Source organism: Bradyrhizobium sp. GW821-FHT13H06, from assembly GCF_058803975.1.
Map to the genome: position 1 here is coordinate 25792 of NZ_JBXAPN010000002.1, position 14112 is coordinate 39903.

The following is a 14112-nucleotide window of genomic DNA, read 5'->3' on the forward strand; positions in this document are numbered from 1 at the left end:
TGATCGTCGGACTATTCCACTCAGGCGCAGTCTAGCGGATTTCCATCGCCTTCCAGGCTTCTTTTTCGGACGTGGCCTGGAAGATCGACGCCTTCGCCAGCGCCTCGGCCTCCCTGGCTGCGGCAACCGCACGGTCGAAATCGCCGCCGTCGGCAGCCTTCTTCGCTGCTGCCAGCGCAGATACGGTCACGGTCCATTGATTGCGCATGCCGGTCGCCTCCTTGGAGGCGGCTTCGGCGGCGGCATAGGCCGCCTTGTAGTCCGCCTCGTTCGCCGCGCGCGCGGATGGCGCAAGGCTCAAGACGAGCAGCATGGCGAGAGCAAGTGACCGCTTCATGGCCGTGCTCCAGGTCCCGAGATCGGCAGGCCGTTGGCGACGTAGGACAGGAAATATTCGACGTCGCGATATTCGTCCGATTGCGGCTCCAGCGGAACCGCGCGGGTCTGGCTGTTGCAGGTGACGAAGCGGCGGCTGGTGGTGCCCATGCCGCTCCATTCGGAGCGGTAGATCGGCATCGCGTTGAGGATGCCGAGCGCGGGTGCCAGGGTCTCGGCGCGGATGCGCTCACCGGGGCTCTGCACATGGCAGCTGGCGCAGGAGAAATTCATCTGGCCGCGCCGCGTGTAGAAATAGCGCTTGCCGTTCTCGAACGCCGCCAGCGCACGGGGATCGTCGGGAATCTTGATGTCCATCGGCTTGCCGCGCGAGGTGTAGGCCATGTAGGCGGTGAGCGAGGCCATCTCGTCCTTGACGTAGGAATAGGGCGCTTCGCCATTGGCCTCGCGGCAGCGGTTGAGTGCAAGCTCCAGCGTGACGACCTTGCCTTCCTTCTCGTCGAAATACGGATAGTTCTGTCGGATGCCGATGCCGCCGTTCGGGAAGCAGTCGGCGTAGGTCTTGCCGTTCTTGAACGGGGTCGAGAACATCTCCTTGCCGGCATCGAGCGCGAACTCGTAGGGCGGGAATTCCTCCTTCTCCTGCCACTGCCGCTTCATGTCCTCGTTCATGGAATAAGGACCGTTGACGAAATCCTCATGCTTCACGTTCGGAAACTTCTGGAAGAAGAAGTTCTGGAACGCCTTGGCATCGGCGACGGGATCGACCTTGTCGGCGGCGACGACACGCGTTGCGGCGAAAGCAAGCGCCGCGAGTGCGACGAACGCTGAGCCGAGCAGAACAGTGGCGCGCTGTTTCATCACGCGATCTTCGCGGTCGTCGTATCCGACGCACCCTTGTTGTCGGTCCAGGAGATCTTGAGCTCGTCGCCCTTCTTGGCGCCCTTGAAGCTGAACTTGACGTAGGGGTCCTTGGAGACCGCAGTGCCCCAATTGGCGACGAAGACGTCCTTGCCGTTCCATTCGAACTTCAGCTCCTGGATGAAGTGCGCTGGAATCAGCTCGCCCTTGGAATCCTTGACCAGGCCGGTGTCCATGGGGTGCTGGATCAGCGTCTGCACCTCGGTGATGTCGCCGTTGGATGTCGCGCGCACGCGAATGCTGGATGCCATGTCGAACTGCCTCGCTTAACCGCCGCAACCGCCGACGGTGACCTTGACCTCCTTGGTCGCGCTGTAGAGCTTGCCGTCGGCTTCCACGATCGCGGTCAATTTGGTGGTCTTGGCCATCTTCAGCCGGTTGGCGACAGCAGGGATCGTGCCCTCGGGAATCTTGTAGCTTGCCGCGAGCGCGTTCGGGTTCTCGGCCACGAAGAACGAGATCGAGGTGACCTTGTCGAGTGACGTCGTCACCGAGATCGGCACCACGCCGCCGTTCTCGGCAATCTCCGGCGCGTCGAGCTTGACCTTGTCGGACGGCTCCGCGGTCCTGCCATAGAGTGCCTTGATCGCGTCGGCCTCGTTCTTCTGCTTGAACGCCTCTTCCGGATATTTGTCGTTGGCTGCGGCGCGCGCGGGAGCGGCGCCGAACGGCAGATTGCCGAGGCCGAGCAGCACGACGGAGGCTGCGCCCTGAAGGATCAGGCGCCGCGTCGGACGAGGCTTCGTGGTCGTGGTCATCTCAACTCTCCTGGGCAGCCGGCCGTTACAGGGTCTGCAGGAAATCAACGATCGCGTTGATCTCCTGTTCGGTCAAAATCCGGTTGCGGCCGAACGGCGGCATCATGGTCTGCGGATTGCGCTTGGTCTCGTCGAAGATGATGGCGAACAGCTCGTTGCGATCGGGGTATTTGGCCTTGATGTCCCTCAGTTCCGGTCCGATCGTTCCCGGCAGATCACCGCCTTTGATGACGTGGCAGGTCAGGCAATTGCCCTTGCCGCGGTCGAAGGCGAGCTTCTCGCCCGCGGCCACGTTGGACTGCGCCCGCGCCGGGGCCGCGCCGGCGATAAGGGCCAGCGCAACCAGCAGGGCGGGCTTGCAAGGAAAGACGGTCAAGGCATCGTCCGGAGCGGTATCTCGATGATCTCGTTTGCGGAATTGTTCAAAAGCACAAAGGGCATCGCCTGACAATCAAGACTATGCACGCGGCAAAATGGAGTTAATATCCCGCGCATTGCAACCGATGAGATGGTTCGTTCATCGGATCGACTGGAATTAGCAAATTATTCTCGGGGCCGTTCTGGTCCTGAAACCGTGTTTTCTGCTTCACATTATTGGGGACGTCACTTGGCTGACTATGTCGTCGAATTTGGCAGGGATGGCGGACGGGTCGAGCCGGATGGCCGGCTCGATGCGCCGGCCTTTCATCGCAATCACGAACCGATCTGGGCCGCGCTGGAAAAGTATCTCGCGGGCTGCACCGGCAACGTGGTGGAACTCGGCAGCGGAACCGGCCAGCACGTGGTTCATTTCGCCCGCCACGCGCCCGATCTGATCTGGTGGCCGAGCGACCTCAACCAGCGCCATCTCAAGAGCATCGAAGCCTGGCGCGTGCATGCGGGCCTGCCGAACATCCGCTCGCCCCTGCGGATCGATCTCACCGATCCCGACTGGTGTCCGGAGATGAAGAGCGGGCAGGGGCCGACTGACCTCGCGGCCGTGTTCTGCGCCAATGTCATTCACATCGCACCCTGGGCCGTGGCCGAAGGCCTGTTCGCCGGCGCCGGTCGCTTTCTGCGCGCCGACGGCAAGCTGTTCCTCTATGGCCCCTTCAAGCGCGACGGCAAACACACCGCGCTCAGCAATGCGGTGTTCGACACTTCCTTGCGCGAAGGCAATCCCGATTGGGGCGTGCGCGATATCAGCGATGTCGAGACACTGGCAAAAGGCACGGGCCTTCATCTCGTCGACACCATCGATATGCCCGCGAACAATCTCACGCTGGTGTTTGCGCGCTGAGGCGTTGCTGGCTTGGGCCCGGGTGCGCGCCGCAACGGCGCTGCGCTCCCTCCCCCCTTGTGGGGGAGGGCGGGGGAGAGGGGTAGCCCAGCAAAAGGTCTAACCATCTCCGATCATGTCGCGCGTACATCGAGAGAGTCCCCGTGTGGCACCTCTCTCCCTGCCCCTCCCCGCAAGGGGGAGGGAATGAGAGAGTGGTGGCCGGCTTACGTCGCGATGCGATCAGAGGCTTGAGGCGGGATCACGACTACACTTCGCCGTCCTTCCACCCGATCCTCTCCTTCAAGAACCGGAAGCCGAGCACCTCGAAGCCGGCGCGTTCCTTGTTGTCCTTGCCGTAGCCGTGGCCGCCGGCAGCGGGCTCGTAGAACCAGGCTTCAAAGCCCATCGCCTGCAGCTTGGCGGCCATCTTGCGCGCATGGCCGGGATGGACGCGGTCGTCGCGTCGCGTGGTCGCGATCAGGATCGGCGGATAGGCCTGCCCGGGCCTGACGTTGTGATAGGCCGAATAGGTCTTCAGCCACTCCCATTCCTCGGGCTTGTCGGGGTCGCCATATTCCGCGATCCAGCTCGCGCCCGCGAGCAGCTTCGTGTAGCGGCGCATGTCGATCAGCGGGATGGTGCAGAACAGAGCGCCGAAGCGCTCGGGGTAGCGCACCAGCATGTTGGTGATGAGGATGCCGCCGTTCGATCCGCCCTGCGCCGCGATGCGCTTCGGCTGCGTCACGCCGCGGCGGACCAGATCGGCCGCGACCGCGGCGAAATCGTCGTGCGACAGCTTCTTGCCGGCCAGCCGTCCGGCATCGTGCCAGCGCGTGCCGAACTCGCCGCCGCCACGCAAGTTCGCCTGCACCGTCGTGCCGCCGCGCTCCAGCCACAGCTTGCCGAGCGAGGCGTTGTAGTACGGCTTCACCGCAAGTCCGAAGCCGCCATAGGCACTCATATAGACCGGCGCATCGCCGGTCTCCCCGGCGGGCCCGGTCTGCACATAGGGAATACGCTCGCCGTCGATCGAGATCGCCTCGTGCTGGGTCACCACGAGGCCGTCGGCGGTGAACGTCTTCGGCGCCTGCTTCAGCGCGGTCGGGCTGGCGATGCCGCGCTCGATCAACAGCAGCGACGGCGGCGTGAGCGGGTCCTGCACATTGGCGAGCAGGTCGCCATTGCTTTCGGAGGGATGGCGATCGAGCGGCCAGACGTCGACGACGCCGATTCCCGGCAGGCCGGGAAGCGTCTCGCGGCCCCAGCCCGTCGCGGATGGCGTGCAGATCTCGAAGCGCGGCTTGAGCTCGTCGAGGATCGAGAGCACCAGCTTTCCGGCGGCCCAGAACAAGCCCTGCAGCGCGCGCCGCGGTGCCGGCTCGAACAGCACCGCGAAATCGCGGCTGCCGGCCAGGAAAGCCGAAAGCGAGATGCCGAGCACGGTATCGGTGACATAGGTCCGGCCCTGGACCGTCCAGTCCTTGCGCAGCTTCATCGCGAACCAGTCGCCATGCGCCTGCATCCAGATTCCGGTCGGCAGATCGAGCTTCGTCGTCGTGCCCGCCGCATCCCGCAGCCGGATCGCGTGATTGAAGAAGTCGATCTGGTCGACGATCCACACCCGCGGCGCCGCGCCGGTGTCGTCGGCGCTGCCATGGATCGTCATGTGATCGGCCGCGGTCTCGATGATCACCTGCGCCTGATCGACAGGCTGGCCTCGGTGCCACAGGCGAACCGTCCGCGCATATCCCGAACTCGTCGCCATGCCCTCGCCATGGGCGCTCGACAGCAGCAGCGTGTCGGCATCGAGCCAGTCGACGCTGCCCTTGGCTTCCGGCAGCGTGAAGCCGTCCGCCACGAAGCTCTTCGTGGTGAGGTCGAATTCCCGCAAGGTAACGGCGTCGCTGCCGCCGCGCGACAGGCTCAGGATCGCCCGCGAGCTTCCCGCCATCGTGGCGATCCCGCCGAGCAGCCAGTCCTCGCCTTCGCTCGCGGCGAGCCGGTCGATATCCAGCATGGTCTCCCATGCCGGATCGGCCTTGCGAAATTCCGCCAGCGTGGCTCGCCGCCACAGGCCGCGCGGGTTGCTGGCGTCCTTCCAGAGGTTGTGGAGGTCGTTGCCGCGCCGGCTGACATAGGGAATGTTGTCCGGCCGGTCGTAGATCGCCGCGAGGATGTCGCGGTCGCGGGCGAAAGCCGCTCCGCCGAACGCGGCGAGCGTCAGGCTGTTCTGCCGCTCCACGAAATCGAGCGCCTGCGTGCCCTCGATCTCCTCCAGCCACAGCCAGGGATCGTCGTCGGGAGCGCTGAGCGTGGGCCTGTCGTCGACGGACATGAACGAAACTCCTGGGGACCGAGGCTCTTGGAAATCGCGGCGGATAGGATTTGATCGAGCGCAAGCCGTCAAGCGCGGCGGCCCGCTATCATCCGTCCGATTGCGTCAGAGACATGGCCTGCGCCCGTTTGCGCCGGTTGCCCGCCTTCCCACGCCCCTCCATAGTGCCGGGAATCAACAGCCCTCGTGAGCCCTTGAAAGTCCCTTGGGGCGGAAAAATTTCGATGCTGGACGTGACTGCAGTCAATGAGATCGCCGACGATGCCCGCGTGCGTGCCAATGTGGTGCGCCTTGCCGCCGCGCAGGCGCTGACCGGCGCCAACTCCGCGGTGATCTTCGCCACCGGCGCGATTGTCGGCGCGACGCTCGCGCCCGACATGTCGTTCGCGACCGTGCCGATCTCGATGTATGTGGTGGGACTCGCTGCGGGCACGCTGCCGACCGGCGCGATCTCGCGTCGCTTCGGTCGCCGCGTGGCTTTCGTCATCGGCACGGGCCTCGGCACGCTCACCGGCCTGCTCGGCTCGTTCGCGATCCTGCACGGCTCGTTCGCGCTGTTCTGTGTCGCGACCTTCCTTGGCGGCCTCTACGGCGCCGTGGCGCAGTCCTATCGCTTCGCCGCCGCCGACGGCGCCAGCGCGGCCTACCGTCCCAAGGCGGTGTCCTGGGTGATGGCGGGCGGCGTGTTCGCCGGCGTGCTCGGTCCGCAGCTCGTGCAATGGACCATGGACGTCTGGCAGCCCTATCTGTTCGCCTTCAGCTTCCTGGTGCAGGCCGCCGTGGCGCTGGTCGCGATGGGCATCGTCGCCGGCGTCGACATGCCCAAGCCCGCGCCGGCCGATCTGCACGGCGGCCGGCCGCTGCTCACCATCGTGACCCAGCCGCGCTTCATCGCGGCGGCGCTGTGCGGCGTCATCTCCTATCCCATGATGAATCTGGTGATGACCTCGGCGCCGCTCGCCATGAAGCTGTGCGGCCTCAGCGTGTCCGATTCCAATTTCGGCCTGCAATGGCACATCGTCGCGATGTACGGACCGAGCTTCTTCACGGGCACGTTGATCGCCCGCTTCGGTGCGCCGAAGGTCGTGGCCGCCGGCCTGCTGCTGGAAGCCGGCGCCGCCGGTATCGGCCTCTCCGGCCTCACCGCGATGCATTTCTGGGCGACGCTGATCGTGCTCGGCGTCGGCTGGAATTTCTCCTTCATCGGCGCCTCCGCGCTGGTGCTGGAGACGCACCGGCCGCAGGAGCGCAACAAGGTGCAGGCCTTCAACGATTTCCTGGTGTTCGGCATGATGGCGATCGGCTCGTTCTCCTCCGGGCAGCTGCTCGCCAATTACGGCTGGTCGGCGGTGAACCTGGTGGTGTTCCCGCCTGTCGCGCTGGGCCTTGCCGCGCTCTCGCTGGTCTCCTGGGTTCGCCGCCGCAAGGCGCGGCTGGACGCGGCGATGGGCGAGTTTCCTGACGCGGTCTAGGTTGGCGGGAGGCTGTCAGCAGCGTTGATGCTTCGATCGCCGTCGAAGTGATTTTCTGGTGAGGGTTAGTTAGATGTCGTCATGGCCGGGCTTGTCCCGGCCATCCACGTCTTTGCGACGTCGAAGGAAGAGAGTGGATGCCTGGGCATAGGCGAGCGGAAGCGACGCCGTCCTTCAGACGGCTATGCCCGGGCATGACGGAGTAAGCGGCAATGCTTGATAATCCTCAACATCCCACGATCGACGAATCCTCCCTCCGCTACGAAGGCTGGCGCATCGTCGCCGTCTGCTTCCTGCTCGCCACCTTCGGCTGGGGTCTCGGCTTCTACGGCCAGAGCGTCTATGTCGCCGAGCTCCAGCGCGCGCGGGGCTGGCCGACGACGCTGATCTCCGCAGGGACGACGTTCTTCTATCTGTTCGGCGCACTGCTGGTCGTCTTCGTCGGCGAAGCCGTCCGGAAATACGGTCCGCGCCTCTGCCTGATTGCCGGCACGCTGGCGATGGCGGCGGCCGCGGTCGCGATCGGCGCGGTGCGCGAGCCCTGGCAGCTCTATCTCGCGAACGCCGTGCTCGCCTTCGGCTGGGCCGGCACCAGTCTCGCCATGATCACCAACACGATCAGCCTGTGGTTCGACCACAAGCGCGGCATGGCGATCAGCCTCGCGCTGAACGGCGCCAGCTTCGGCGGCATCGTGGGCGTGCCGCTGCTGGTGACGCTGATCGGCCATGTCGGCTTCGCCAGCGCGATGTATGCCGCTGCCGGCGCCATGCTGGTGCTGCTGCTGCCGGTCATCCTCCTTCTCGTCGGCCGCCCGCCCGATCGTCATGGCTGGCACGCGACGGCGAAGGCCAAGCCGCAATCCTCGGCGCAGATCCGCGCATGGGCGCTGCGTGACGTCGGCTTCCTCACGGTGACGATCGCCTTCGCCCTGGTGCTGTTCGCCCAGGTGGGCTTCATCGTGCACCTGATCTCGTTCCTCGACCCCGTAATCGGTCGCGAGCGCGCCGCCGTCGCCGTCGCGGTGCTGACGGCGATGGCGGTGGTCGGCCGCGTGCTGTTCTCGCTGGTGATCGACCGCCTCAACCAGCGCCTCGCCTCCGCGCTGTCGTTCCTCAGCCAGGCGGCGGCCCTTCTCGTCGTCATCAACCTGCACAATGACTATGTGCTGATCGCGGCCTGCGCATTGTTCGGCTTCTCGGTCGGCAACCTCATCACGCTGCCGTCGCTGATCGTGCAGCAGGAGTTCGACAGTGCCGCGTTCGGCGTGCTGATCAGCTTGAATACCGCGATCAACCAGGTGACCTACGCGTTCGGCCCGGGCGTCGTCGGGGCCTTGCGCGATTGGTCCGGCGGCTATTCGCTGCCGTTCTACCTCTGCATCGCGCTGGAGGTGATGGCCGCGGCGCTGATCATGGTGCGGGGGAGGCCAAAAGCGAAGCTCTCGTAGGGTGGGCAAAGGCGCGAAGCGCCGTGCCCACGATTTCTCATGACTCGCAAGGGTCGTGGGCACGCTCCGCTTTGCCCACCCTACGGCACCTGTACGAAGGCGCGACGCCGCCTCAACATACTCCGTCATTGCGAGGGGCTCTTGCGACGAAGCAATCCAGGCTGTCTCCGCGGAAAGGCTCTGGATTGCTTCGCTACGCTCGCAATGACGAGGAGAGAGCGGAGATCACCCCTCCCGCTGCTTCAGCAATCCCTCGACATCCAGCCGCTTGGTGAACATCGCAAGCTTCCCGTCCGGCCCGAACGGCCATTGCTCCCTGGGCCTGTCCCAATACAGCTCCACGCCGTTCTCGTCGGGATCGCGCAGATACAGCGCCTCGCTGACGCCGTGATCGCTCGCCCCATCCAGCACAATCCCGGCCGTGAGCACGCGGTGCAAGGCATCGGCCAGCGCCGGCCGCGTCGGATAGAGGATTGCGGTGTGAAACAGCCCGGTCGTGCCGGGCGGCGGCGGCGAGCCGCCCTTGCTTTCCCAGGTGTTGAGTCCGATGTGGTGGTGATAGCCTCCGGCGGAGATGAAGGCGGCGCCCGAGCCCATGCGCTGCATCAGCTCGAAGCCGAGCACGCCGCAATAGAAGCCGAGCGCGCGATCGAGATCGGCGACCTTGAGGTGGACGTGGCCGATCCTTGTGCCGGCGGCGACGGCGGGACTTTGCGACATGGGAATGCTCCGTTGCTGAACTCCAGATAGGGCGGCCCTCGGGACAGCGCCATTGCTCATCTCGAAACCCATCGTTTCCCGATGGGAAACTAGCTCAGCTCCGACACCTCGCCCTCGGGCAGGCCGAACTCGAACGTGTTCAGCGTCATCGACACCAGCGTATAATAGCCGCACAGCCCGATGACCTCGACCACGCCGCGCTCACCGAGCAGCTTCACCGCCTCATCATACAACCCCTTCTCGACGCCGTGTCCCTCATGCAACGACTTCGCCACGTCGTAGATCATCTTCCCCTTGGGATCGTCGAACTCGGGCGTGCGGCGGTCGCGGATCGCGTCGATGATCTCGGGCTTCATGCCGCCCGCAAGCGCGAGGCGCTTATGCGCGTACCATTCGTAATGCGCGGTCCAGTGCCGCGCCGTCACCAGGATCGCGATCTCCGAGAGCTTTGCCGGGAATATCGTGTCGAAGCGCATGACCTCGCCGAGCCGCGTCGCGTGACGCGCCATCTCCGGGCTGTTGAGCCAGGCCATCATCGGCGCCGGCGGCTTGCCGCGCTTACCGGCAATCGATTCGTCATAGGTCTGCCGCTGGCTCTCGTTCATTTCGCCAGGCGAAAGAAGCTTCAGGCGCATTGTCGTTTCCTCTTTGTTTTCAAGGCTCGCCGCAGGGTGACTATAGCCGACTGCGAATTGCGGAAGTGGTTGAATTCCGCGGGGGCTTGGCCCAGAGTCGTGCCCAACAAGTCTTTTTGATTGATGGAAACGACCATGAGCGACACTGAGACCGCCGATCTCGAAACATTCCGCGATGAGACGCGCGCCTGGCTGGAAGCCAATTGCCCGCCGGAAATGCGCAAGCCCGCGACGTCGGATGCCGATGTGTTCTGGGGCGGACGCAACGCAAAATTCTCGTCGGAGCCGCAGCGCATCTGGTTCGAGCGGATGCGCGACAAGGGCTGGACCGTCCCCGACTGGCCGAAGGAGTATGGCGGCGGCGGCCTGAGCGCGGCCGAGCACAAGGTTCTGCGCGCCGAGATGGCGAAGATCGGCGCGCGCCCGCCGCTGTCGAGCTTCGGCATCTGGATGCTCGGGCCGGCGCTCTTGAAATACGGCAACGATGCCCAGAAGAAGGAGCATCTGCCGAAGATCGCGGCGGGCGAGATCCGCTGGTGCCAGGGCTATTCCGAGCCGAACGCCGGCTCCGATCTCGCTTCGCTCCAGACCCGCGCCGAGAGCGACGGCGACGACTTCATCATCACCGGCCAGAAGATCTGGACGTCTTACGCCAATTATGCCGACTGGATCTTCTGCCTGGTGCGCACCGATCCCACTGCGAAGAAGCATGACGGCATCAGCTTCATCCTGTTCGACATGACCTCGAAGGGCGTTTCGACCAAGCCGATCCTTTTGATCTCCGGCTATTCGCCGTTCTGCGAGACCTTCTTCGACAATGTCCGCGTGCCGAAGTCGCACGTGATCGGCACCATCAACCGTGGCTGGGACGTCGCAAAATATCTGCTCCAGCACGAGCGCGCGATGATCTCAGGGATGGGCGAGCGCGGCGTCGGCCGGCCGCTCGGCCAGATCGCGGCGGACTCCGTCGGCACCGATGGGCAGGGCAGGCTGGACGATGCCATGCTGCGCGGCCAGATCGCGCGCTTCGACGTCGATGAAGCCGCGCTCGCGGCCTGCGCCGAGCGCGCGGTCGATCTCGCCAAGGCCGGGCAGGCGCATCCGGCGTTCTCGTCGGCGATGAAGTATTACGGCACCGAGCTCAACAAGCGCCGCCACGAGATCCTGATGTCGGCCGGCGGCGTCGATGCGCTGGAATGGGAGAGCGAGCGCTCCAAGCAGGGCGCCCGCCCGCGCGCCTGGCTGCGCACCAAGGCCAACTCGATCGAGGGCGGCACGTCCGAGGTCATGCTCGGCATCGTCGCCAAGCGCATCCTGGATCTGCCGGGGGCCTGACTCCGTCGTCGTTCCGGGGCGTCGTGAAGCGACGAACCCGGAACCTCGAGATTCCGGGTTCACGCTTCGCGTGCCCCGGAATGACACCAACAATATGCATTCCACGCGATATCAGAGACTTTGCACATGGCCCTCGTCCTCACCGAAGAACAATCGATGCTCCGCGACAGCGCGCGCGGGCTGATCAGCGACAAGGCTCCGGTGTCGCACCTGCGTCATTTGCGCGACAGCAAGGACCCCACCGGCTTCTCCAAGGAGCTCTGGCATTCCTTTGCCGAGATGGGTTTTGCCGGTCTTCTGGTGCCTGAAGAATTTGGCGGCAGTGGCCTCGGCCATGTCGAAGCTGGCGTCGTCATGGAGGAGATCGGCCACACCCTGATGCCATCGCCCTTCCTCGCCACCAGCGTGGTCGCGGCCTCGGCGCTGAACCGCGGCGGTAACTCCGCGCAGAGATCGGAATATCTGCCGAAGATCGCAAGCGGGTCGCTGCTCGCAACGCTCGCAATCGACGAGGGCGCCAAGCACCGTCCGCTCCACACCGGCCTGCAGGCCGTGCGCGCCGGCAACGGGTTCAAGCTCAGCGGTGCCAAGGCCCTCGTGGTCGACGGTCACGTCGCCGATCTCCTGATCGTCGCCGCGCGCACGACGGGCGCCGCCGGTGAGCGCGAGGGGTTGACGCTGTTCCTGGTGAACCCCGCGGCGAAGGGCGTCGCGATCGAGCGCACCATCATGGTCGATGCGCACAATGCGGCGCGGATCGAATTCGTCAATGTCGAGGTCAATGCCGACAGCGTGCTCGGCGAGGTCGATCAGGGCGCAAATCTGCTCGAAGGCGTGCTCGATATCGGCCGCGGCGCGGTCGCCGCCGAAATGGTCGGTCTCAGCGAGGAGGTGTTCGGCCGCACCGTCGAGTACCTGAAGAGCCGCAAGCAGTTCGGCAAGCTGATCGGCGAATTCCAGGCCCTCCAGCACCGCGCCGCCGAGCTCTATGTCGACATCGAGATCACCCGCGCCGCGGTGATGAAGGCGCTGCAGGCCCTGGATGGCGACGTCGCCAAGGCGGCCTCGGCCGTCGCGGTCGCGAAAGCCCGCGCCGGCACCACCGCCACGCGCGCGGTGCAGGAAGGCGTCCAGATGCATGGCGGCATGGGCATGACCGACCAGTTCGACATCGGCTTCTTCATGAAGCGCGCGCGGGTGTGCGAGGAATTGTTCGGCGATGCCAACTACCACACCGAGCAGCTGGCGCGCGCGCGGGGGTATTGAGCAGTTGCTCGTGTAACACGGTACCCTGCGCTCCCTCCCCCGCTTGCGGGCAGGGCTATCGCATATGAGACGTGGCTATGGGTACCGACTGTTTCCACAGCGTCATGGCCGGGCTTGTCCCGGCCATCCACGCCTTTCCACGCAGCACAAAGAACGTGGATGCCCCGGGACAAGCCCGGGCATGACGACCTCTGCAATATTCAAATGCGATTGCCCTGCGCTTGCGGGGGAGGGTTGGGGAGAGGGTGTCTCCGCGCCGGGATTATTGAGAACAACTGAGGACACGTCCCTGCGCGGCGAGAGCCCTCACCCGCCGCGCTCTGCGAGCGCGTCGGCCTCTCCCGCAGGCGGGAGAGGCGGAGCAAGCCTGCAGACGGTCCCCGTGTAATTCATATGCGATTGCCCTCCCCCGCAAGGGGGGAGGGAACGCACCGCACGTGTTGTTAGCACTATCGACGCAATGACGGTGGAGAGACCGTCGCCTTACCTCATCGGCGGTGCGTACTGCACGCCGCCGGCATTCCACAGCTGGTTCATGCCGCGGGGGATCTTCAGCTTGGACTTCTCGCCGATGTTTCGGTCGTACATCTCGCCGTAATTGCCGACGTGGCGGATGATGCGGGCGGCCCAGTCCTTGGTGAGGCCGAGCTGCTCGCCGTAACGGCCTTCGGTGCCGACGAGGCGCATCACTTCCGGCTTCTTCGACTTCAAGGCCTCGTCGATGTTCTCAGAGGTGACGCCGAGCTCCTCGGCGTTGATCATGGCATACAGCGTCCACTTCACGATCATCATCCAGTCGTCGTCGCGCTGACGCACGACGGGGGCGAGCGGCTCCTTGGAGATCATGTCCGGCAGGATCATGTGGTCGCCGGGCTTCGAGAGGTTCAGCCGCAGCGCATAGAGCTGGGAGACGTCGGCCGAGAGCGTGTCGCACTTGCCGGTGTCGTAGGCCTTCACGACGTCGTCGAGCTTGTCGAACTTCACCTCTTCATACTTCATGTTGTTGACGCGGAAGTAATCGGCGACGTTGAGCGTCGTCGTGGTTCCGCTCTGCACGCAGACCTTGCTGTCTGTCAGGTCCAGCGAGGTCTCCTTGTTGCGCGAGCGCAGCACCATGAAGCCGACGCCGTCGTAATAGGCCACGGCCGGAAAATACAGGTCGTAGTCGAGCTCGCGCGCCATGCTCCAGGTCGTGTTGCGCGAGAGGATGTCCACCTTGCGGCTCTGCAGCTCCTTGAACCGCTCATTGGCGTCGAGCGGAACGAACTTCGCCTTGCCCGGATCGTTGAAGATCGCGGCGGCGACCGCGCGGCAGAAATCGACGTCGAAGCCGGTCCAGTTGCCCTTGTCATCGGGGATCGAGAAGCCCGGCAGGCCCTTGTTGACGCCGCACAGCACTTCGCCCCGGCGAACGGTGCGCTTCAAGGTGCGGGTGTCGTAGAATTCATAGATGATGGCCAGGACGGCGACCAGCACGGCGATGGCGAGCCCGATCAGCAGGCCGCCACGAAAAGTGCGCATCATGTTGCTCTCTCGAAAAACCGGGAAAAGGAGTCAGGCGAGGACGGAGAGCATGATCCGGATTCGGAGGGCGGCGTGAGCGCGAAGCGCGAAGCGGCCGTCCG

At 64.9% G+C, this 14112-nt stretch carries 14 protein-coding genes; 5 read left to right on the forward strand and 9 right to left on the reverse strand.

All coding sequences use genetic code 11. The features are described 5' to 3' along the window. Positions 1–31: 31 nt before the first annotated feature. The 5 genes from AC1RQP_RS06910 to soxX are packed head-to-tail and all read right to left on the reverse strand — an operon-like array spanning position 32 to position 2391. Positions 32–337, reverse strand: coding sequence for a hypothetical protein (locus AC1RQP_RS06910; RefSeq protein WP_239628087.1), 306 nt, complete (start codon positions 335–337; stop codon positions 32–34). Further along, positions 334–1197 (reverse strand): sulfur oxidation c-type cytochrome SoxA, encoded by an 864-nt coding sequence (gene soxA, locus AC1RQP_RS06915; protein WP_239628085.1) that lies wholly within the window; start codon positions 1195–1197, stop codon positions 334–336. Before soxA ends, AC1RQP_RS06910 begins: the two co-directional genes overlap by 4 nt. Continuing rightward, on the reverse strand, positions 1197–1508 hold the full coding sequence (gene soxZ, locus AC1RQP_RS06920; protein WP_492936405.1) for a thiosulfate oxidation carrier complex protein SoxZ: 312 nt from the start codon (positions 1506–1508) through the stop codon (positions 1197–1199). The genes soxA and soxZ overlap by 1 nt, the downstream gene beginning before the upstream one ends. A 15-nt stretch (positions 1509–1523) precedes the next feature. Next, the gene (gene soxY / locus AC1RQP_RS06925; protein WP_492936406.1) at positions 1524–2015 is read right to left on the reverse strand and encodes a thiosulfate oxidation carrier protein SoxY; all 492 of its coding nucleotides are present in this window, start codon (positions 2013–2015) and stop codon (positions 1524–1526) included. Between the two features lie 25 nt (positions 2016–2040). After that, on the reverse strand, positions 2041–2391 hold the full coding sequence (gene soxX, locus AC1RQP_RS06930) for a sulfur oxidation c-type cytochrome SoxX (protein WP_492936407.1): 351 nt from the start codon (positions 2389–2391) through the stop codon (positions 2041–2043). A 231-nt stretch (positions 2392–2622) separates the two neighbouring features. Between soxX and AC1RQP_RS06935 the strand changes: the two genes are divergently transcribed. Next, positions 2623–3294, forward strand: a complete 672-nt coding sequence (locus AC1RQP_RS06935; RefSeq protein ID WP_239628075.1) for a DUF938 domain-containing protein — start codon at positions 2623–2625, stop codon at positions 3292–3294. A gap of 247 nt (positions 3295–3541) precedes the next feature. On the opposite strand, the gene AC1RQP_RS06940 is transcribed toward AC1RQP_RS06935, so the two are convergent. Beyond that, positions 3542–5611 (reverse strand): prolyl oligopeptidase family serine peptidase, encoded by a 2070-nt coding sequence (locus AC1RQP_RS06940; protein WP_492936408.1) that lies wholly within the window; start codon positions 5609–5611, stop codon positions 3542–3544. 224 nt (positions 5612–5835) lie between these two features. Between AC1RQP_RS06940 and AC1RQP_RS06945 the strand changes: the two genes are divergently transcribed. Together AC1RQP_RS06945 and AC1RQP_RS06950 are read left to right on the forward strand one after the other, a co-directional pair. Next, positions 5836–7083, forward strand: a complete 1248-nt coding sequence (locus AC1RQP_RS06945) for an MFS transporter (protein ID WP_492936409.1) — start codon at positions 5836–5838, stop codon at positions 7081–7083. Positions 7084–7295: 212 nt separating this feature from the next. Further along, the gene (locus AC1RQP_RS06950) at positions 7296–8531 is read left to right on the forward strand and encodes an MFS transporter (RefSeq protein WP_492936410.1); all 1236 of its coding nucleotides are present in this window, start codon (positions 7296–7298) and stop codon (positions 8529–8531) included. A gap of 225 nt (positions 8532–8756) precedes the next feature. Here AC1RQP_RS06950 and AC1RQP_RS06955 read toward each other — a convergent pair whose 3' ends face one another. Next, positions 8757–9251, reverse strand: a complete 495-nt coding sequence (locus AC1RQP_RS06955; RefSeq protein WP_239628069.1) for a VOC family protein — start codon at positions 9249–9251, stop codon at positions 8757–8759. 89 nt (positions 9252–9340) lie between these two features. Further along, positions 9341–9886: a carboxymuconolactone decarboxylase family protein gene (locus AC1RQP_RS06960; protein ID WP_239628066.1), complete on the reverse strand. Its 546-nt coding sequence runs from the start codon at positions 9884–9886 to the stop codon at positions 9341–9343. A gap of 135 nt (positions 9887–10021) precedes the next feature. Here AC1RQP_RS06960 and AC1RQP_RS06965 point away from each other — a divergent pair, with 135 nt between their 5' ends. After that, complete coding sequence (locus AC1RQP_RS06965; protein ID WP_492936411.1) at positions 10022–11221, forward strand: acyl-CoA dehydrogenase family protein; 1200 nt, start codon at positions 10022–10024, stop codon at positions 11219–11221. A 126-nt stretch (positions 11222–11347) separates the two neighbouring features. Further along, positions 11348–12487, forward strand: coding sequence for an acyl-CoA dehydrogenase family protein (locus tag AC1RQP_RS06970; RefSeq protein WP_492936412.1), 1140 nt, complete (start codon positions 11348–11350; stop codon positions 12485–12487). A 483-nt stretch (positions 12488–12970) separates the two neighbouring features. Here AC1RQP_RS06970 and AC1RQP_RS06975 read toward each other — a convergent pair whose 3' ends face one another. Further along, positions 12971–14008: an amino acid ABC transporter substrate-binding protein gene (locus AC1RQP_RS06975; RefSeq protein WP_239629431.1), complete on the reverse strand. Its 1038-nt coding sequence runs from the start codon at positions 14006–14008 to the stop codon at positions 12971–12973. Between the last annotated feature and the right edge of the window lie 104 nt (positions 14009–14112).

Bases quoted from the DNA above. Each gene is read 5' to 3' on its own strand.
- soxY (WP_492936406.1), bottom strand. From the start codon at position 2,015: ATGACCACGACCACGAAGCCTCGTCCGACGCGGCGCCTGATCCTTCAG.
- AC1RQP_RS06970 (WP_492936412.1), top strand. From the start codon at position 11,348: ATGGCCCTCGTCCTCACCGAAGAACAATCGATGCTCCGCGACAGCGCG.
- AC1RQP_RS06960 (WP_239628066.1), bottom strand. From the start codon at position 9,886: ATGCGCCTGAAGCTTCTTTCGCCTGGCGAAATGAACGAGAGCCAGCGG.
- soxA (WP_239628085.1), bottom strand. From the start codon at position 1,197: ATGAAACAGCGCGCCACTGTTCTGCTCGGCTCAGCGTTCGTCGCACTC.
- AC1RQP_RS06975 (WP_239629431.1), bottom strand. From the start codon at position 14,008: ATGCGCACTTTTCGTGGCGGCCTGCTGATCGGGCTCGCCATCGCCGTG.
- AC1RQP_RS06910 (WP_239628087.1), bottom strand. From the start codon at position 337: ATGAAGCGGTCACTTGCTCTCGCCATGCTGCTCGTCTTGAGCCTTGCG.
- AC1RQP_RS06940 (WP_492936408.1), bottom strand. From the start codon at position 5,611: ATGTCCGTCGACGACAGGCCCACGCTCAGCGCTCCCGACGACGATCCC.
- soxZ (WP_492936405.1), bottom strand. From the start codon at position 1,508: ATGGCATCCAGCATTCGCGTGCGCGCGACATCCAACGGCGACATCACC.
- AC1RQP_RS06955 (WP_239628069.1), bottom strand. From the start codon at position 9,251: ATGTCGCAAAGTCCCGCCGTCGCCGCCGGCACAAGGATCGGCCACGTC.
- AC1RQP_RS06965 (WP_492936411.1), top strand. From the start codon at position 10,022: ATGAGCGACACTGAGACCGCCGATCTCGAAACATTCCGCGATGAGACG.
- AC1RQP_RS06950 (WP_492936410.1), top strand. From the start codon at position 7,296: ATGCTTGATAATCCTCAACATCCCACGATCGACGAATCCTCCCTCCGC.
- AC1RQP_RS06945 (WP_492936409.1), top strand. From the start codon at position 5,836: ATGCTGGACGTGACTGCAGTCAATGAGATCGCCGACGATGCCCGCGTG.